Origin of the sequence: Nocardia miyunensis NBRC 108239 (assembly GCF_001613065.1) — a bacterium.
Classification (GTDB): Bacteria; Actinomycetota; Actinomycetes; order Mycobacteriales; family Mycobacteriaceae; genus Nocardia; species Nocardia miyunensis.
The window spans coordinates 18,391-35,232 of the sequence record NZ_BDBQ01000095.1 but is presented as its reverse complement, the minus strand read 5'-3'; the positions used below and the strand labels follow the sequence as shown (position 1 = coordinate 35,232).

Annotated in this window: 20 protein-coding genes; 13 read left to right on the top strand and 7 right to left on the bottom strand. The window is 66.8% G+C overall.

The genetic code is table 11. The annotated features are described in order from the left end of the window. Positions 1-502: 502 nt before the first annotated feature. The gene (locus NM2_RS37150) at positions 503-1,315 is read left to right on the top strand and encodes an SAM-dependent methyltransferase (RefSeq protein ID WP_245718394.1); all 813 of its coding nucleotides are present in this window, start codon (positions 503-505) and stop codon (positions 1,313-1,315) included. Between the two features lie 31 nt (positions 1,316-1,346). On the opposite strand, the gene NM2_RS37145 is transcribed toward NM2_RS37150, so the two are convergent. Together NM2_RS37145 and NM2_RS37140 are read right to left on the bottom strand one after the other, a co-directional pair. Beyond that, a complete protein-coding gene (locus tag NM2_RS37145) occupies positions 1,347-2,012 on the bottom strand; it encodes a TetR/AcrR family transcriptional regulator (RefSeq protein WP_245718393.1) in 666 nt (221 codons plus the stop codon). 186 nt (positions 2,013-2,198) lie between these two features. Further along, positions 2,199-3,497: an AMP-binding protein gene (locus tag NM2_RS37140; protein WP_245718392.1), complete on the bottom strand. Its 1,299-nt coding sequence runs from the start codon at positions 3,495-3,497 to the stop codon at positions 2,199-2,201. Positions 3,498-3,710: 213 nt separating this feature from the next. Here NM2_RS37140 and NM2_RS37135 point away from each other — a divergent pair, with 213 nt between their 5' ends. From NM2_RS37135 to NM2_RS37120, 6 genes are all read left to right on the top strand, one after another. Continuing rightward, entirely contained in the window at positions 3,711-4,571 is an 861-nt protein-coding gene (locus NM2_RS37135; RefSeq protein ID WP_084531960.1) for an oxygenase MpaB family protein, read from the top strand. Between the two features lie 113 nt (positions 4,572-4,684). Then, positions 4,685-5,908 carry an oxygenase MpaB family protein gene (locus NM2_RS37130; protein WP_067679326.1) on the top strand — a complete coding sequence of 408 codons (1,224 nt, stop codon included), beginning with the start codon at positions 4,685-4,687 and terminating at the stop codon, positions 5,906-5,908. 93 nt (positions 5,909-6,001) lie between these two features. Next, the gene (locus NM2_RS49705) at positions 6,002-6,322 is read left to right on the top strand and encodes a hypothetical protein (protein ID WP_157121595.1); all 321 of its coding nucleotides are present in this window, start codon (positions 6,002-6,004) and stop codon (positions 6,320-6,322) included. Next, positions 6,319-7,035 (top strand): FAD:protein FMN transferase, encoded by a 717-nt coding sequence (locus tag NM2_RS52105; protein ID WP_245718391.1) that lies wholly within the window; start codon positions 6,319-6,321, stop codon positions 7,033-7,035. Before NM2_RS49705 ends, NM2_RS52105 begins: the two co-directional genes overlap by 4 nt. Then, a complete protein-coding gene (locus NM2_RS52100) occupies positions 6,933-7,292 on the top strand; it encodes a hypothetical protein (protein WP_245718390.1) in 360 nt (119 codons plus the stop codon). Before NM2_RS52105 ends, NM2_RS52100 begins: the two co-directional genes overlap by 103 nt. After that, complete coding sequence (locus NM2_RS37120) at positions 7,213-7,395, top strand: ferredoxin (RefSeq protein WP_245718396.1); 183 nt, start codon at positions 7,213-7,215, stop codon at positions 7,393-7,395. Before NM2_RS52100 ends, NM2_RS37120 begins: the two co-directional genes overlap by 80 nt. A gap of 241 nt (positions 7,396-7,636) precedes the next feature. On the opposite strand, the gene NM2_RS53145 is transcribed toward NM2_RS37120, so the two are convergent. Together NM2_RS53145 and NM2_RS37115 are read right to left on the bottom strand one after the other, a co-directional pair. Next, positions 7,637-7,795 carry a TetR family C-terminal domain-containing protein gene (locus NM2_RS53145; RefSeq protein ID WP_369690355.1) on the bottom strand — a complete coding sequence of 53 codons (159 nt, stop codon included), beginning with the start codon at positions 7,793-7,795 and terminating at the stop codon, positions 7,637-7,639. A gap of 31 nt (positions 7,796-7,826) precedes the next feature. Continuing rightward, positions 7,827-9,011, bottom strand: coding sequence for a DUF5005 domain-containing protein (locus NM2_RS37115; protein ID WP_084531959.1), 1,185 nt, complete (start codon positions 9,009-9,011; stop codon positions 7,827-7,829). A 166-nt stretch (positions 9,012-9,177) separates the two neighbouring features. On the opposite strand from NM2_RS37115, the gene NM2_RS37110 reads away from it, so the two are divergent. Continuing rightward, positions 9,178-10,080 (top strand): alpha/beta fold hydrolase, encoded by a 903-nt coding sequence (locus tag NM2_RS37110; protein ID WP_067679316.1) that lies wholly within the window; start codon positions 9,178-9,180, stop codon positions 10,078-10,080. Between the two features lie 261 nt (positions 10,081-10,341). Next, positions 10,342-11,028: an arsenate reductase/protein-tyrosine-phosphatase family protein gene (locus NM2_RS37105; protein WP_067679313.1), complete on the top strand. Its 687-nt coding sequence runs from the start codon at positions 10,342-10,344 to the stop codon at positions 11,026-11,028. A 51-nt stretch (positions 11,029-11,079) separates the two neighbouring features. Here the strand turns inward: NM2_RS37105 and NM2_RS37100 are convergent, their stop codons facing one another. Continuing rightward, entirely contained in the window at positions 11,080-11,259 is a 180-nt protein-coding gene (locus tag NM2_RS37100; protein ID WP_067679310.1) for a hypothetical protein, read from the bottom strand. Between the two features lie 18 nt (positions 11,260-11,277). Here NM2_RS37100 and NM2_RS37095 point away from each other — a divergent pair, with 18 nt between their 5' ends. From NM2_RS37095 to NM2_RS37085, 3 genes are read left to right on the top strand one after another with little or no spacing between them, the layout of a single operon-like run. After that, complete coding sequence (locus NM2_RS37095; protein WP_067679307.1) at positions 11,278-11,955, top strand: hypothetical protein; 678 nt, start codon at positions 11,278-11,280, stop codon at positions 11,953-11,955. 54 nt (positions 11,956-12,009) lie between these two features. Next, complete coding sequence (locus NM2_RS37090; protein WP_067679304.1) at positions 12,010-12,852, top strand: aminoglycoside adenylyltransferase domain-containing protein; 843 nt, start codon at positions 12,010-12,012, stop codon at positions 12,850-12,852. Then, a complete protein-coding gene (locus tag NM2_RS37085) occupies positions 12,849-14,087 on the top strand; it encodes an alkaline phosphatase family protein (RefSeq protein ID WP_369690354.1) in 1,239 nt (412 codons plus the stop codon). Before NM2_RS37090 ends, NM2_RS37085 begins: the two co-directional genes overlap by 4 nt. On the opposite strand, the gene NM2_RS37080 is transcribed toward NM2_RS37085, so the two are convergent. Then, entirely contained in the window at positions 14,003-15,421 is a 1,419-nt protein-coding gene (locus NM2_RS37080) for an MFS transporter (protein ID WP_245718389.1), read from the bottom strand. The two genes, NM2_RS37085 and NM2_RS37080, sit on opposite strands and share 85 nt — an antisense overlap. A gap of 54 nt (positions 15,422-15,475) precedes the next feature. Continuing rightward, positions 15,476-15,913 (bottom strand): MarR family winged helix-turn-helix transcriptional regulator, encoded by a 438-nt coding sequence (locus tag NM2_RS37075; RefSeq protein ID WP_245718388.1) that lies wholly within the window; start codon positions 15,911-15,913, stop codon positions 15,476-15,478. 124 nt (positions 15,914-16,037) lie between these two features. Between NM2_RS37075 and NM2_RS37070 the strand changes: the two genes are divergently transcribed. Then, on the top strand, positions 16,038-16,826 hold the full coding sequence (locus tag NM2_RS37070; protein ID WP_067679297.1) for an acyl-CoA thioesterase domain-containing protein: 789 nt from the start codon (positions 16,038-16,040) through the stop codon (positions 16,824-16,826). The last annotated feature ends 16 nt before the right edge of the window (positions 16,827-16,842 follow it).

Here is a 16,842-nt window from a genome sequence, read left to right as displayed (position 1 = left end):
ACCGCGAGCGGGTGCTCTCGGGGCCGAGCGGACCGTGCGGGCCGAGGCCGTGACGGCGAAGTCCTCCGCGGAACCCGAATTCGAACGACCGTCGCCCCTTCCGCCCGCGATCAGTGACACGACAAGCCGAACGAGCGGTCGCGCGGACTTTACCGCCGCATGCGAAAGATATTGTGGCGCAGTATCTTCCGGTCGATCACAGTCCGATCATCGTACCCCGCGCCGCAGTCTCCGCCGGATGTGTCGGTTCGCGCGCTCACCGTCGCGGCGCCGGCCTGGCTCGGCGATGACGGGCAACCGATCAGTTGATCGTTTGCCGAGCGGTCCTGCGGTCAACTAATAAGGCGCGCAACGATTCCGGTCACAGCTGGAACGGCATGTTCGCGAGCACCGGGTGACCGGAAGGCGTCGGCTCGGGTTCGGTGTGCCGGAATACGTTGGGCTACTTGCCCGAATGGGGTATATCTGCATGGTAAAGAATCGACCTGACAAGGAGTTCGCCGTGGCCGACGGCCCGATCGACCTGCGTACGGATGTAGCGCATCCCGCCCGGATGTACGACTATTTCCTCGGCGGCAAGGATTTCTACGATGCCGACCGGGCCGCGGCGGAGCAGGCGCTGCAGAATTTTCCGGCGGTCCGGGTGACCGCGCGCACCAATCGCGATTTCATGCGGCACGCCACCCGTTTTCTGGTCGGGCAGGGTGTGCGTCAGTTCCTCGACATCGGCACCGGCATCCCGACCGAGCCCAATCTGCACCAGGTGGCTCAGGAGGGCGCGCCGGAGGCGCGGGTGGTATACGTCGACAACGATCCGATCGTGCTGGCGCACGCGCGGGCGCTGCTGGTGAGCTCCGATGAGGGCCGCACCGCCTACGTGCAGGCCGATGCCAGTGATCCGGGCGCGATTCTGGCGGCCCCCGAACTGACCGAGACGCTGGATCTCACGCAGCCGGTGGCGGTCTCGCTGATGGCGCTGCTGCACTTCGTTCCGGGCGACGTCTACGAGATCGTCAAGGCGCTGATGGAACCGCTAGCCCCCGGCTCGTATCTCGCGATGTCCCACGTCACAACGGATTTCGACGACGGCCCGGAGGATCCGGACGGGATGATGCGGCTGCTGCAGGTCTACATCGACCGCGGCATTCCGGTGCGCCCGCGCAGTCGCGTGGAGGTGTCCCGCTTCTTCGACGGCCTGGAACTGCTCGATCCCGGCGTCGAGGTGATCCACCGCTGGCGCAACGAAGGCATCGAACATCCGAAGGGCCACGACAAGCAGGTCTCGCTGTGGGGTGCGATCGGCCGCAAGGTCTGAGTGCCGCCGGGCGGCGACCACCCTGTACCGGTCAGTCCGCGACCTCGAGCATGGGGACCAGGAAACGCTGGGCCAGGGTGGTGAGCTGGGCGTCGTCGTCGAGGTCGACGAGCCGGCTCGGGATGGCCAGGAAGGACGCGCAGACGCGGACCATCAGTTCGGCGACCAGTTCGGTGTCGACCGTCGCGCCGATATTGCCCGCGCCCTGTTCGCGGCGCAGCTGACCGGCGACGAACTGGCGGACCGCGGCGACCGTACGTCCCTCGTCGCGCATGAGAATGCTGACCAGCAGGTCGGGGTCGGTGGCCAGCAGGCCGCCGATGAGCGGATTGCTGCGAATCGCCCGCAACGAACTCACGAAGCCCAGGACCACCCGGTCGCTGACGGTGTGCGCGTGGCGGATGTCCAGCAGGAACTGGTCGAAATAGCGCCGGAACTCCCGCAGGATCACCTGTTCGACCAGCGTGTCCTTGGTGGCGAAGCGGCGGTAGACGGTGATTCGCGAGACCTCGGCGCGGCGGGCGACGTCCTCCATGGTCGAGCGCTGGATGCCCATCCGGCAGAACTGTTCGTACGCCGAATCCAGTAGGCGCAAACGGATTTCGTCGACCTCGTCGACCTGCTCGAGCGCCTCGGTGTAGGCGCGGGCGAGCAGCCGTTCCGCGCCCGAGGCCGTTCCCGATTCCGCACCTGCCACGACTCCTCCTACCCGCACGATCCACGCCCAGACGAGACGACGAGATATGTGACATACGCCGACGTTGATCTCGTCGAATGGTACTGAGATACGACGTTCGATTCAGCGTATCACTCGGTTTGCCCGACTCGGTGCGGCGAATGCGCCGGAGCGACGCGGTGCGAGGAAGACGGGCGGATCGTTCGGTCAGCCGATATCGAGTTGCTCGAGCTCCCTGCGCAGCAGTTTGCCGGTGGCGTTGCGCGGCAGTTCCTCGAGGAAGATCACCTCGCGCGGCACTTTGTGACGGGCCGGATGCGTCCTGACATAGGCCATGATCTCCTGTGCGTCGACGCGGACGCCCTCGGCCGGGACGACGAACGCGCGCAACCGCTTGCCGAAATCGTGGTCGTCGACGGCCACGACCGCGGCCTCGAGTACGTCGGCGCGGTCGACGAGCAGATTTTCCACCTCGAGCGGATAGACGTTCTCCCCGCCGGAGACGATCATGTCGTCTTCGCGGCCGTCGATGAAAAGCCTTCCGGCCGAATCGAAATGACCCAGATCGCCGCTGCAGAGCAGGCCGTCGACGATCTCCTTGTGCCTGCCGTCGGTGTAACCGGCGAAGCCCAGGCCGCTGGAGACGAAGATCGTGCCGATCACGCCCGGTTCGGTGATCCGGCGACGTCGCGCGTCGTAGATCGCGACCCGGCAGCCCACCGGCGGGCGCCCGACGGTTCCGGGTGCGCAGCGCATGTCCTCGGGGGTCGCCACGGCGGCGACGGCGACCTCGGTGGAGGCGTAGACGTTGTAAAGGACCTCGCCGAAGACCTGTTCGGTGCGGCGGCCGAGGTCGGGGGACAGCGACGATCCGGCGGCGAAGACGACGCGCAGGGTCGAGGTGTCGTACCGGGCCAGCACCTCCTCGCCGAGATCGACGATCCGTTGCAGCATGGTCGGCACCAGAACCAGCACTGCCGCACCATATTTCGCGATGTCGGCCAGTGTCTGTTCGGCGTCGAACCGCCGTCGGCGGCAGACGATCGCGTTGCCCAGCGCCCAGCCGAGGGTGAGCTGGGACAGGCCGGTGCCGTGGAAGGTCGGTGCGGCCATGATCATGACCGCGTCGCGCGGCAGCGGTATCCGATCGAGGAACTGCGCGGACTGTAATGGTGAAACCTTGTCGCGCGGAGCGCCTTTGGGCGTACCGGTGGTCCCGCTGGTGAGGATGACGATGCCGCCCGGACGTTTCGGTGCCCGCATCGCGCCGGTGGGGTGGGCCTGGATCAGGGCGTCGATCGTGGTGATCAGGCCGGACGCGGTGTCCGGATCGTCTGTCCAGGTGAGGAATCGGGGGACGGTCTCGGGAATGTCGCCGAGCAGACCGAGGAATTCCTCGTCGAGCAGGATCGCGCCGACGTTCTCGCGTCGGACAGGGCCGCGAAGGCTTCCGCGATCGCCGTCGCCGCCGCTCGTAGATTGTTCGATGGTGGCCTCACTTAGCACTCCTGATCGATCGAAAAGTATGAGTGAATTCACCTGTGTATCAGCATTTTACTGACGACTCAGCGCTGGGCCCGACACACTAGGCGACCAAGAATTTTGGGTAACTTATAACATCCGTTGGCGCGAGACGCGAGCCCCGCCGCGCGCATTGTCAGGCGCTGCCCGCGCTGACATGATGGTGTGAAAAGTATCTCATCAACTCGTGGAGCATCCATGTCTCTCCCCATGCGATTCCTGCGCCGGCACGATCCGGCCGACGATGCGCCGACCGATCGAAAACGGTTCATGGCGGGCCCGGCGGCACTGCTCGGCGGTCCGGCGAACGTGATCATGCAACTGGGCCTGCCTCCGGTGGGCCGGGGCGTGATCGAGAGCAAGGTCGACAGCGGCCGCTTCGATCTGCATCCGCGCAAACGCGGCCGCACGACCCTGACCTACCTGGCCGTGGCGATGCTCGGCACCGACGAGGATCGCCAGATCTATCGCGAGGCGGTGAACACCTCGCATCGGCAGGTTCGCTCCGATGCGGACAGCCCGGTGGCCTACAACGCCTTCGACCCCGAACTGCAACTGTGGGTCGCCGCATGCCTGTATCGCGGCACGGTGGACGCGCTGACCTTCCTCTACGGCGGCATCGACGACGAATCCGCCGACGAGCTCTATCGCGAGGCCGCACGATTCGGCACCACATTGCAGGTCCGCCCGCAGATGTGGCCGCCGGACCGGACCGCGTTCGCGGAGTACTGGGACACCCATGTGAGCGCGATGTCCTTCGACGACGAGGTGCGCCGGTATCTGCTCGACCAGGTCGTGGATCTCGGGCCCTACTCCGCGGTCGAGCGGATCCTGTTCCGGCGGGTCAACCGGTTCTTCACCACGGGCTTTCTGCCGCAACAGTTCCGGGACGAATTGGATCTGGATTGGGGGCCGGGCAGGCAGCGGGCGTTCGAGGTGGCGATGCGGACGATCGGCACGGTCGTCACCGTCCTGCCCGAATGGTGCCGGCTGTATCCGTTCGAGACGTACTTGCGTGAGATGCGCACGCGTCACGGCCAGGGCAAACCGCTCGTCTAGCGCGGAAATCCGGTTCCTCCGCTTGTGATGGCAGACACAGTGTGCTGATATGGAGATACGCAGATGCAGACTTTGTATCTCTGTATCAGTGACTCGACGAAGAGGAACGTGGCATGGATGGAATCGGACTCAACAGACGTGACGCGTTGCGGGTGGGCAGCGGCTTCGTGGGAGCCGCGGGCGCACTCGCGTTAGGGGCGCGAACGGTCAGGGCCGAACCCTGGACCTGGTCGCCCAGCGGTTCGATCCTGGGCAGTGGCCATGGGGCGGACCCGATGACGGTGTGGGACGCCGAGGCCGATCCGGTCGTGGCCGACGTGATGGACCATGCCGATGTGCCGCAGGTCAATCGGCTGCTGGCGACCTGGATCAAGAACGACCAGCCCATTCCCGCCGGGCTGCCGAAGAACCTGCGCGATTTCATGGAGTACGCACGACAGCTGCCTTCGTGGACCGATCAGGGCAAGCTGGCCAGCTCGTTCCAGTTTCAGCAGAAGCGCGGAACCTACCTCGGGGTGCTCTACGCGTTCTGCAGCGGCATGATGTCGAACGTCATCCCGCACGAGGCGCTCGCGGTGTACTACTCCCGCGGTGGGTCCCACCTCAAGGAGCGCATTGCCAAGACCGCGAAATTCGGCTACGACATCGGCGCGGTCAACGCTTACGCGCCCGACGGCGAAATGATCGTGACCTGCGTCAAGACCAGGATCATCCATGCGGCCGTGCGGCATCTGCTGCCGACCGCGCCGGTCTGGCCCAAGGGACACACCCCGATCAGCCAGGACGATCTGATGGTCACCTGGCACAGTCTGGGCACCAGCATCATGCGGGTGCTGACCGAGTGGAAGATCCCCATCCCGGCCGCGGAATCGGTTGGGTACCTGCATAGTTGGCAGCTCGCGGGTCATCTGCTGGGTATTCGCGACGAGTACATCCCGGCGTCGTGGGATCAGGCCGACGCCCAGGCCGCACAGGTGCTGGACCCGATCCTCGAGCCCACGCCGGAGGGCAGGTGGCTGGCCAACGAGCTGTTGAATCTGGGTGCGGACCTGGATCTGACCCTGCTGAGCCGGGGGATCCTGGGCGCGTTCACGCGATTCATCCTGGGCGACAAGATCGCCGATGAGCTGAACGTCGCGCGGGAGCCGGTCTGGGGACCACTGCTGCAGTTCAGCTGGGGGCCGTTCCTGGCGGTGCGGGAAGGCATCCTCGGCGCTGTCCCGCCCACGCAGGATGCCTACTGGATGTTCGACGAGTTCCTGCGCCAGTTCACGATGTGGTACGTCTCCGAGCTGCGCATGCCGCTGAGCATCGAAATCCCGCAAACCAACCGGTAATTCACTGATCCACTCGGTCCGGTGAACGGGCGAGGAGATCCGCGGCGTGAGCGCCGCCGCGTTCAGGTGGTCGAGCACAGAAGGACGAACCTGATGAACAGCAGCTTGAATCTGCGGCGAATCCGTCGGGTCGCGGCCGGGATCTCCGTGGCCGCTGCTCTGGCGATCGCCGGACTCACCGTCGAAACAGCCAGGGAGGAAGGCGCTTTCGACCCGGCGAGTAACGAGGCGACCGGGACGGGCTGGGGCGTCCCGGTCGCCGCTACGCCTGTCCGTTTGGTGAATTCGGTTGCGCCGCAACGAGTGAGTCAGGTATCGGAAAGTGGTGATCGGACTCCGCAACCGTCGTGGACGCCGACGCCGCAGGTTCACACGACGAACAAGCCACCACACGCGAATACGGCCGGGTCATGAGCGGGTCGCGGGCGGCCGTCAGCGCATCGACGACCCTGTCCGCCATCGGAACCACCGTCGTGATCGTGTGCACCGACGCACGCGAGCTGGCCTTCGCCACCCGGCTGGTTCGTACCCGGCTGGACGAACTCGACCGGGCCGCCTCACGGTTCCGGCGGGATTCGGAACTGTGGCAGATCAATGCTCGCAGTGCGGAATCGGCGCGCACGGGTGGCTGCGCCCGGTTGCGGATCCCGGTCGGCTGGACCCTCGGTTCGTGTCTGCGTGCGGCGATGCGCGTCGAACATTCGACCGAGGGGCTGGTGTGCGCCTCGCTCGGCGCGATGCTGGCGGCATGCGGTTACGACGACGATCTGGATGCGGTCCGCGAGATCCTCGATCGCGCCGGGGGACTCACCGTGCCGGCGCGGCGGTGTGGCTCGGCGGCGGATTTCTGTCCGCCGCCGATGCCGAGAACGCGCTCTGGTCGCGAGAGACTCTGGCGCGGTACGGGATTCGCGCCTCGGTCGGGACGTTGCGCATCATCGAGGCGGGAATCGACCCGTGGGACGACCTGCTCGAGATTCTGGCCTACGCCGCCGGAGAGTCGGCCGGGCAGTGCGGGCCCTGCATGTTCGGGCTGCCAGCGCTGTTGGAGGATCTGCGAAATGTCCTGCGGCACCGCCCGCCCGTCGGCGCGGCCGATCGTCTCGCCCGCGGACTCGGCCAGGTGACCGGCCGGGGCGCGTGCGGCTTTCCCGACGGGGTGGCCGGATTCCTCACCTCGGCGCTCGAGGTGTTCGGCACCGTCCGGCCACCCGCCGAAACGTCGCTGTCCACCGCATCCCCAGGACGACCCCATGTCACCGATGAACCGCCTCCTCGGCACCGCCGCACCCTCGGAAACGAGCATCCTGGCCGTCGATCGCATCGCCTGCACCGGTCACGGGATATGCGCCCACATTCTGTCCGGCGCAATAGATCTCGATGACTGGGGTTATCCGATCCTCCGCGACGCCGCCCCCGATCCGGGGGTCGCCGCCGAGGCGATCAAACTCTGCCCGTCTCGCGCGCTGCGCTGGCAGCGGCGATGAATTCCGCGCCGATCGGCGCGGCCCGAGGTGAACGGATTCCGGCCGAGGGCCGGTCTCGGAGACAAGGAGTGCACGAATGGACATCTGGGTCACGATTCAGAACCTGCTCAACCAATTGGACCTGGGGTCCGCCGGGATCGGCAGCGCCACCCCGGTGACATCCGCGGGGTCTCGAACCCTGGAGTGAGCCAGGCGGATTCGGGTCGGTCATCGGCATCCGGTGGCCCGGCCCGATTCCGCATCACCTCGATGGGCGCAGGCTCTTGAGTAGTTCGATAGTCCTGCGGCCCAAGATATTTCGAGCCCGCCGCTCGTCTTCGGCGCGGGCGATGGTGAGCGCGGCGGCGGTCAGAGCGCCGTACAGGACGGTGCCGAGGGCCTCGACATCGGCGGTGCCGATCGAGCCGTCCTCGCGCCGGGCGGTAGGTGGGTCACCGGCAGGCTGGTTGCGGAGCGTCGGTCGGGGTGGCGTGTCGGCCGCCGAGTTTCACCACGATGAATCGGGGGCGGTAGATGCTCGAGTGGCGGTATACGGTGCTGCCGGGGGCGGTGTTCAGGCTGTTGACGTTGTAGGAGACGACAAGGGTTGTGGGGGTGGAGAATTCGGGGTGGAGGTGGGCGTTGTAGGCGTAGACGGCCGGGTCGCGGTACGAGCCTGATGCGCCTGCCTGCGGTGCCGCGTAGAGCAGGGTGGCGGGGCCGAACGGGCCCATCGGGGCGGGGGCGTAGCGGGCGGTGATTCGGGAGCCGAGTGCGCCGTCCTGCATGGTGATCAGCTGGTACACATTCGCGCGGAGGCGCTGGACGGAGAATTCGGCGGATACGCCGTCGGTGATGCGGGCCGAATCGGCTTCCGAGTCCGACCAGGTGTGGCCCGTCCAGTACGAGAAACGTTGCCGCAGATCGGTTCCCGCGACGCGGGCGAGGTGGAGGTATTTCGCGCCCGCGACCTGCTCGATGCCGTAGACGTACGTCCGCGCGCCCTGCGGCTGGACCCACTGTCCCCACTGGATGCCGCGCGAGCGGGGCCACGGCGTGATCGCTGCGGGCTCGTGCAGGTCGTCCGGGTTCAGGCGGGCCAGGGACGAGCCGACGAAGGTGACGTCGAGTGAGCCGGGTCCGGCCGAACGCCATTCGGTGAGCGGGATCTGTAGTGCGCCATCGAGATAAGTCGCCGCTCCCAACCAGTACCAATGGGTCGGGTCAGCGGGGGAGATCAACGAATCCGGTTGCGCGACGGTACCTCCCACGACGGTGGACAGGTGGCCGTCGGCATCGCGGAGGACGAGGGAATTGTGGACGAATCCGGCGTCCGGCGGACGCGTCGGCGGCGTGATGGGCGGCAGGAACGTATCGGAGAACGCGAACACCTCCCGGCCGCCGGGCAACGCGGCTGACCATGTCGAATCCCCGCCGGTCCACCCGCGGCCCGAATCGCCGTACGCCGTGAGGGCCTCGTCGAGGCAGGTGAGCGGCCGAGCGTCCACCAGGGCGGGGTCGATATCTCCTGAGGACGGCCACGGTGCGAAAAGCCCCAGACCTGCGGCTGCGACGACAACGACGGCCGGTAGCCGAGCCAGTGCCCACAGCGTGCACACGCGATCGGGCCCGCTCACCGGACCCGGCCCGAGGCGTCGTGCGCGATCGGAACTTTCACACCGGTCGGATCGGAGGTTGCCAGCGCCCGGCGGCCGAAATTACGGTGTCGGTTAACACAGTTCACTACCTCCCGAATCGAGGCCGAAGATTGTCCGAACTTGTGGTGAGAGTACGGGGTGTGGCGTGAGCGCGGCGGCCGGGCGGCGGACCTTCGATCTCGACGACGTCCGGATCCACGCGCTCACCTGGGGCGATCCGGGCGCGCCGCTGGCACTGTGCCTGCACGGGTACCCGGATACGGCGTGGACGTGGCGGCATCTCGCGCCCCGGCTGGTGGACCAGGGGTACTACGTCGTCGCACCGTTCACTCGTGGGTACGGGCCGTCCACGATTCCCCCGAACGGTGACTTCTCGGTGGGCGCGCTCGTCGCCGACGCACTGGATCTGGTCTCGTTGGTGGACGCCGAGGACGCGGTGCTGATCGGCCACGACTGGGGTGCGATCACCGCGAACAGCGTTGCGGCGATGCATGATTCACCGTTCCGGCGGATCGTCGCACTGGCCGTGCCGCCGTTCGGCTGTCTCACCCCCGTGCGCGGCCGCCTCACCGCACAGATTCCGCAGATCCTGCTGCAATCGGTGAGCAGCTGGTATGTCATGGTCAATCAGCTGCCGGTGGTGCCGGAGAAGGTGTTCGGCCGCATGACCGCATTCCTGTGGCAGACCTGGTCGCCCGGTTACGACGCGAGCGAAGACCTGCGGTACCTGTCCGAATCCGTGCCCGACGCGGCCCGGCGCGGCGCGGTCATCGGCTACTACCGCAGTTTCGCACGGCCCCATCGCCTTTCGGATCGGCACGCCGCCTTCCAGAACTACGTGATGGCCGCACCGCAGCAGCCGAGTCTGCAACTGCACGGGCTCGACGACGGATGTCTGCGACCGCGGTTGTTCGATTTCGCCCGGGGCAGGCTGCCCAGGGGTAGTCGCATCGTCCCGGTGTCCGGTGCGGGGCATTTCCTGCATCTCGAGCAGCCCGGGTTGGTCGGCGACCTGATCACGGAGTACCTCGCCGCGACAGCGACGTAGCGTCCACGAAATGCGCTCGTTCCGTTGATATGTCACCGATGAAGTAGGGTGGAGGCCGGAATTGCTCAGGGCGGCTTGGTGATCGTCGGCACGCCGGTCGTTTCCAGGTGAGAAATTCGCTGTGCTAACGATTTTCGCGGGGCCCTGATATCGTGCGGCTTCGTCGGACGTACGGTCGTTCGTTGCTGGAAGGTTCAACCGGATTCATCATGAGTTCGGTTGCCGCCGGGGTGCGCCGGTGCGATCGTAAATATCGTGGCCATGCCCGAACGGACCCGTGGGGCCGGATACGCCGAGATAACTCCGGCCTACCGGTTACTGGACATCGTGCACAGCACCGCGCTGGCCCGTGCCGAACGACGGTTGTGCTGTGAGTTCACCATCCTGTTCGAAGCCAATACGATTCACGAATATCTCCTCGACTCCTACGCCGAACTCGGGACGCAGGCTTCTGTGAAGCTGTACATGCCGCTGCTGGCGGAGCGTTTCGCCCGGCAGCGGCTGTACGCGCGCGCCCGCGTCGAGGGGCGCATCGAACACGCGATTCCGGTGGTGCTGTTCCTGTGCACGTTCAATGCCGGGCGTTCGCAGATGGCGCTGGGCTTCTTCGAACATTACGCGAGGGGCCGCGCACTGGCCTGGTCCGGCGGATCCGAGCCGAGCGGCGGCCTGAACACGGCCGCCGTCGCGGCCATGGCCGACGCGGGTATCGACATCTCCCACGAATTCCCCAAGAGCTGGACCGACGAGATCATCCGGGCCGCCGACGTCATCGTGACCATGGGGTGCGGGGATATGTGCCCGCTGGTGCCGGACATCCGGTACGAGGACTGGATCGTGGACGATCCGGCCGGGCTCTCGGTCGCCGAGGTGATCCCGATTCGCGACGAGATAGGTCGTCGCGTGCGGGATCTGCTGGCGAGCCTGGATCTGCCGATCGCCTGCTGATCCGGCTTCGGGACTGCTCGATTCCGTTGCCGGACTGAGATATTCGCGCTCTCAGGGCTTCCGGCCCGCATCGTCGCCGCCCGATTCGAGTTCGGCGACTCGCTCGTGCAACCGGTCGCGGATCTGATCCGGTGTGTAGGAACGCCGTTTGCGTTCCGCGCGCACGATCACCACTCCCGTGGCCGCGACACCTGCCGCACCTGCCAAACCGAGTACCTTCCACCAGCGCATGTGCCTAGGCTACTGGGTATGGCGAGTACGAGCATCGATCTGGACCGGGCACTCGAGCTCACCAGGACCGGGGATCTGTGGTTGTTCCGTGGACATTCGGCGGCGGACCGGGCGATTCGCATGACCACGAACAGTCCGGTGAATCACGTCGGCATGGTGATCGCGATGGACGACCTGCCGGTCCTGATCTGGCATGCCGAACTGGGCAGGTCGCTGCCGGACATGTGGTCCGGCCGCCACCAGCGCGGCGCGCAGCTGCACGATCTGCGAGATGCGGTGCTGGTCTGGGTGAATCGTTACGGTCAGCGCGCGTGGTTGCGTCAGCTGGACCGCCCGGTGACCTCCGAGATGGAGGATGCCGCGTTGCGCACGGTGGCCCGGCTGGACGGGCTGCCGTTTCCGTCGACCTCGACTCTGGCCGCGCGCTGGTTCGGCGGTCGGCTGGCTCGGGTGCCGCGGAGAAAGCGTGCGGCTCAGAAGGATTCGATATCGGAGCAGGATCTGCGCAGCGCATATTGTGCGGAGATAGTCGCCCTGACCTACCAGTCCATGGGCCTGCTGCCCGAGCGACGCGCGAATTGGTATGACCCGGGCCGGTTCTGGAGTGGGGATACATTGCGGCTCAACGAGGGATACCACCTCGGCGGCGAGATTCCGATCGACGTTCCGGGTGAGCCCGATGCGGGGCATCCGTGACGCGGGCGGAGGGCGTCCCGGGGTCCGGCTCGTGGGAGAGGTGATGCTGTCCCGATGACCGGCTTCCTCGCCGATCCGGAGTCCCTGCCGGTCGAGTTGCGCGCGTATCTCGCGGAACTCGTGCGGCGAACGCGTGCGGTCTGCGGACCGCGTCTGGTGAGTATGTTCGCCGTGGGTTCGATCGCACTGGGGGATTACCGGCACGGTCGCAGCGACGTCGATGTCACCGTCGTGGTCGATCCGTCGCTGCCGGGGTTGTCACTGCGGGACCTGGCGAACTCGCTGACGGCTCTGCCCTGTCCGGCCGCTGGCCTGGAACTGGTCCTGTACGACGCGGACTTCGCCGCGCGGCCCTCCGCCGAGGCGGGATTCCGGTTGAATCTGAATACCGGGCCGCTGCTGCGGTATCAGGCGGCCTACGATTCATCGCGCTCACCGGCGTTCTGGTTCGTCATCGATCGTGCGGTCGGGTATCAGTCGGGCCGTTTGCTGTTCGGAAGCCCGGTGCGAGACGTGCTTGCCGCGCCTTCGCGCGCGGATCAGCTCGCCGCGGTCCTGCACTCGGTGCGCGATCATGCGCGCGGTGAGGGCCATCTGTCCGACAACCGGGTTCTCAACGGCTGTCGGGCGGTCGTCTTCTGCCGGACAGGCCGGTGGGTCGCGAAATATGCTGCCGGACGGTCGGTCTCGGACACCGAGCCGAGATTCCGGGCTCTCGTCGACCGTGCGTTGCTCAGCTTCGAGCGTGCTCGATCGGAGGCATTCGAGCTGCCCCCGGACGAGGTGCGAGATTTCCTGGACCGGGTGCGGGAAATCGTCGAACGGACCGCGAGCAGCTCGGAATCCGAACGGACCGTGGGCGGGACCAGCGCAACCCTCGACGGCGATCCGTCATGACCGCCCATCCGTACCCGATTGCGGGCCAGGCGGATACGAGCGTCGCGGCGGCCGATCGGGCAGCATGGACGACGATGCCGCACACACTCGCCGATATCCTGCCGTCCGTCGCCGCATCCTTCGGGATGGCCGCGGAAGCCCCGCTGGGCCTCGTACCGCATCGCGACGTCGTGGTGCTCCTGATCGACGGCCTGGGAGCCGAGCTGCTCGCCCGGCACCGCGACGTCGCACCCACTCTCGCCGGTCACGTCGCCACGACTCTGACCGCGGGGTTCCCCGCCACGACCTCCACCAGCCTGACCAGTCTGGCGGTCGGCGCGCCCTGCGCCACGCACGGCGTCATCGGCTACAGCTTCGCCGTACCGGACGCCGGTGGTCAGCGTCTGCTCAATTCGCTGCGCTGGCGGCTCGACACCGCCGCCGGTGACGACGCCCTGCAAACCCATCCGCCGGAGACCATCCAGCAGCGGCCCAGTCGGTTACAGGATCTCGCGGCGCACGGCGTCGAGGTGCACTACGTGGTTCCCGCCTATCAGCGCGACTCCGGCCTCACCAGGGCCGCTTTCCGTGCCGCGGGCGCCCTCCACCCGGCCGCGACGCTGGACGAGCTGCGCTCCGGAATTCTCGCGGTCGCGGGACATTCCGGCGTCGAATCCCGGTTCGCCTACGCCTATTTCGCCGATCTCGACGCGACCGGGCATCTGCACGGCCCCGAATCACCGCAGTGGCTGGCGGTGCTGGGTCAGGTCGACGCCTGCGTGGCCGCACTGCTGAGCGATCTGCCCGCGACGTGCTCGTTGCTGATCACCGGCGATCACGGAATGATCCTGGCGGACAACGTCATCGACCTGGACTCTCGTGACCACCTGCACCGCGACGTGCGGCTGATCGGCGGCGAGGCGCGGGTACGGCACATCTACCTCGACCGCCTCGCCGCACTCGCCGATGTGCGGGACCGCTGGGCCGGTGAATTGTCCACGCACGCAAGGGTGGTCGCGCGGGAGCAGGCCCTGGACGAACACTGGTTCGGCCCGACACCACCCGATGAGGTCATCACCGCCCGGATCGGCGACCTGATCGCAGTGGCGCAGGGCGGCACCGTGCTGGTGCGTCCGGGCAGTGAACCGCTCGAATCGAACCTACTGGGACATCACGGCGCCTGGACCGCCGACGAGCAACTGGTGCCCCTCATCGCCACCGCCGAGACGATCTCCGAGCGCGCGACCGCGAGCTGACGGGGCACGAACGCGACGCCACGTCGCGAGACCTGCAAACGCAACCCGCTGCGGTGGACCAGGATTCGCGCGACCACCAGCGCCGCCAGCGCGGAGACCGCACCGCAGGCGAACAGTCCCATCCGGGGGCCGAACCGCTCGGTGACCCAGCCGACGACCGGTCCGCCGATCGGACTGCCGCCGGTGAACACCATCATGTAGAGCGACATCACCCGCCCGCGCATCGACGCCTCGGTGGCCAGCTGGACCATCGAATTGCTCGATGTGTTGAAGGTCATCCCGGCCAGACCCACGATCGTCAGCCCCGCGGTGAACACCCAGTACTCCGGCGCGAACGCGGTCACCGCCTCGAGCACTCCGAAGCCGATCGCGGTGAACACGATCATCCGCAGCCGCATCTTCGTGCGCCGCGACGCCAGTAGCGCGCCGACCAGGGATCCGATCGCCAGGGCGGTGTTGAGCAGACCGTATCGCCCGGCGTCGATGTGGAAGATGTTGTACGCGAATCCGGACAGCACGGTGGGGAAGTTGAAGCCGAACGTCCCGATGAAGCCCACCAGCACGATCGGCCAGATCAGTTCCGGCCGCGCCCGCACATAGCGCAGGCCCTCGCGCAGCTGACCTTTCTCCCGTGGCACGCGCGGCATGATGTGCAACTCGGCGGGACGCATGAGCAGCAGCCCGCCGATCACCGCCGCGAAGGACAGGGCGTTGATCGCGAAGGCCCAGCCGGTGCCGACCGCCGCGATGACCGCACCGGCGACCGCGGGCCCGATCAGTCGTGCGGTCTGGAAGTTGGCCGCATTGAGGCTGACCGCGTTGCGCAGTTGCCCGCGCGAGACCATCTCCGAGACGAAGGTCTGCCGGGTCGGATTGTCCACCACCGTGACCATGCCCAGCAACAGGGCCAGCAGATACACGTGCCACACCCGCACCGCGTCGGTCAGGGTGAGTACCGCGAGAATGGCGGCGAGCAGGCCCATGACCGCCTGGGTGAGGATCAGCAGTTGTCGTTTGCGGAAGCGGTCCGCGATCACCCCGCCGTAGAGGCCGAACAGCAGCATCGGCAGGAACTGCATGGCGGTGGTGATCCCAACAGCAAAAGAACTACCGGTGAGGCTGAGCACCAGCCAGTCCTGTGCGATGCGTTGCATCCAGGTGCCGGTGTTGGAAACCACCTGGCCGAGGAAGAAATATCGATAGTTGCGGACCCGCAGCGAGGTGAACATACCGACCCGGGAGTGGGAGGGCGGCACCAGTTCGGTGTGGTCCGGATCATCATTGTTACGGGTGTTGTGGGTGAGGTCCTTCTCGTCGGTGTCGCTCGATGTCACGTATCGCCTCTCCGGGTCGCGATGTGCTCGGTCGCGGCACCGGAAGGTCGGCAGTCACAGCTGCGCGAGACGATCCAGCACCGGAGCGGCCGAACGCAACAGCGCCCACTCCTCATCCGTGAGCTTGCCGACCAGGTCCGCCAGCCAGGCGTCCCGCAGTCGACGGCTCTGCTCCAAGATCTCCGCGGCGGGTTCGGTGGCGATGACTAACACCTGCCTCCGGTCCTGCGGATGTGGTTCGCGCCGGACCAGCCCCTTGTCCTCCAGCAGCGCGATGATCCTCGTCATCGACGGCGGCTGGACGTGCTCCTGTCGGGCCAGTTCGCCCGGAGTCGCCGGGCCGGTGCGGGAAAGCGTTGCGAGCACCTGCATCTCGGTCGGGCTCAGGGAGTGCTCGATCCGTTGGTGACGCAGGCGGCGAGCGAGCCGCATGACCGACGCTCGAAGCGTGGTCACCGTGGCGAGATCGCCCTCGGAAGTCCTTCCACCCACGCTTATTAGTTTACCTTATTAGAACCTCTAAGTTAATTCGGTTGTGGGTGAGAGCTGTCTCGGAAGCTCAGGATCGGACACCGTCGGTGCGAGGTGTGTTCGGCGATACGGGAATATAGGACACATGAGTGATATGCCGGCCATGTTCACGGTCGACGATGACGGGCGTTACGTCCCGGAGAAGTGGGCGTACGGGCGCTGGGGAGCGGACATGCTGAACGGCCCGGCGGTCTGTGCCGCTGCCGCGCGCTCGCTCGAGCTGGAACACGGCCAGGACGGTTTCATCCCGGCTCGATTCACCATCGATCTGTTCAAGGCCGCCAAGGGGCAGCCGCTCGAGGTGCGGACCGAGGTGGTGCGCGCGGGTCGCCGGGTGCACGTCTCGGGGGCCAAGGTGTTGCAGGGCGACATCGAGGTCGCCGAGGCGCGCCTGGTGCAGTTGCGCGCCACCGATGCGCCGCCCGGGGACGAGTGGCATTCGGAGCACCCGTTCGATCCGCCCGCAGACGCGGGCCTGGACTGGTGGCATCGCAGCGACCACGACTGGTCGACGAATATGGCCGACCATCAGAACTCCGGGCGCAAGAGTCTGTGGATCGTGCCGTTGAACGCGGTGGAGGGTGAGGAACGCAGTCCGTTCGTTCAGGCGGTGATCGCCGCGGAGTCCACGAGCCTGGCGACCAACTGGGGCTCGCGGGGTGTCGGGTATATCAATGCGGATCTGACCGTCGCACTGGATCGCCTCCCGGTCGGGGATCGGATCGGTCTGCGCGCCGAGACGCACTTGGCGGCCAATGGCCTGTCCGTCGGCACGGCCACGCTGTTCGATTCGTCGGGTCCGATCGGGACCGGCATGGTGACCGCGCTGTCGAACGCCGCGGCGCAGTTGGATTTCTCGGCAGAGAAGAAGTAGCGCTCCGCCGGTGCTG

Excerpts from the sequence above, each read along its gene's own strand:
- NM2_RS37135 (WP_084531960.1), top strand. The coding sequence starts at position 3,711 with ATGTCTCTCCCCATGCGATTCCTGCGCCGGCACGATCCGGCCGACGAT.
- NM2_RS37130 (WP_067679326.1), top strand. The coding sequence starts at position 4,685 with ATGGATGGAATCGGACTCAACAGACGTGACGCGTTGCGGGTGGGCAGC.
- NM2_RS49705 (WP_157121595.1), top strand. The coding sequence starts at position 6,002 with ATGAACAGCAGCTTGAATCTGCGGCGAATCCGTCGGGTCGCGGCCGGG.
- NM2_RS52105 (WP_245718391.1), top strand. The coding sequence starts at position 6,319 with ATGAGCGGGTCGCGGGCGGCCGTCAGCGCATCGACGACCCTGTCCGCC.
- NM2_RS52100 (WP_245718390.1), top strand. The coding sequence starts at position 6,933 with ATGTTCGGGCTGCCAGCGCTGTTGGAGGATCTGCGAAATGTCCTGCGG.
- NM2_RS37105 (WP_067679313.1), top strand. The coding sequence starts at position 10,342 with ATGCCCGAACGGACCCGTGGGGCCGGATACGCCGAGATAACTCCGGCC.
- NM2_RS37100 (WP_067679310.1), bottom strand. The coding sequence starts at position 11,259 with ATGCGCTGGTGGAAGGTACTCGGTTTGGCAGGTGCGGCAGGTGTCGCG.
- NM2_RS37095 (WP_067679307.1), top strand. The coding sequence starts at position 11,278 with ATGGCGAGTACGAGCATCGATCTGGACCGGGCACTCGAGCTCACCAGG.
- NM2_RS37090 (WP_067679304.1), top strand. The coding sequence starts at position 12,010 with ATGACCGGCTTCCTCGCCGATCCGGAGTCCCTGCCGGTCGAGTTGCGC.
- NM2_RS37085 (WP_369690354.1), top strand. The coding sequence starts at position 12,849 with ATGACCGCCCATCCGTACCCGATTGCGGGCCAGGCGGATACGAGCGTC.
- NM2_RS37070 (WP_067679297.1), top strand. The coding sequence starts at position 16,038 with ATGAGTGATATGCCGGCCATGTTCACGGTCGACGATGACGGGCGTTAC.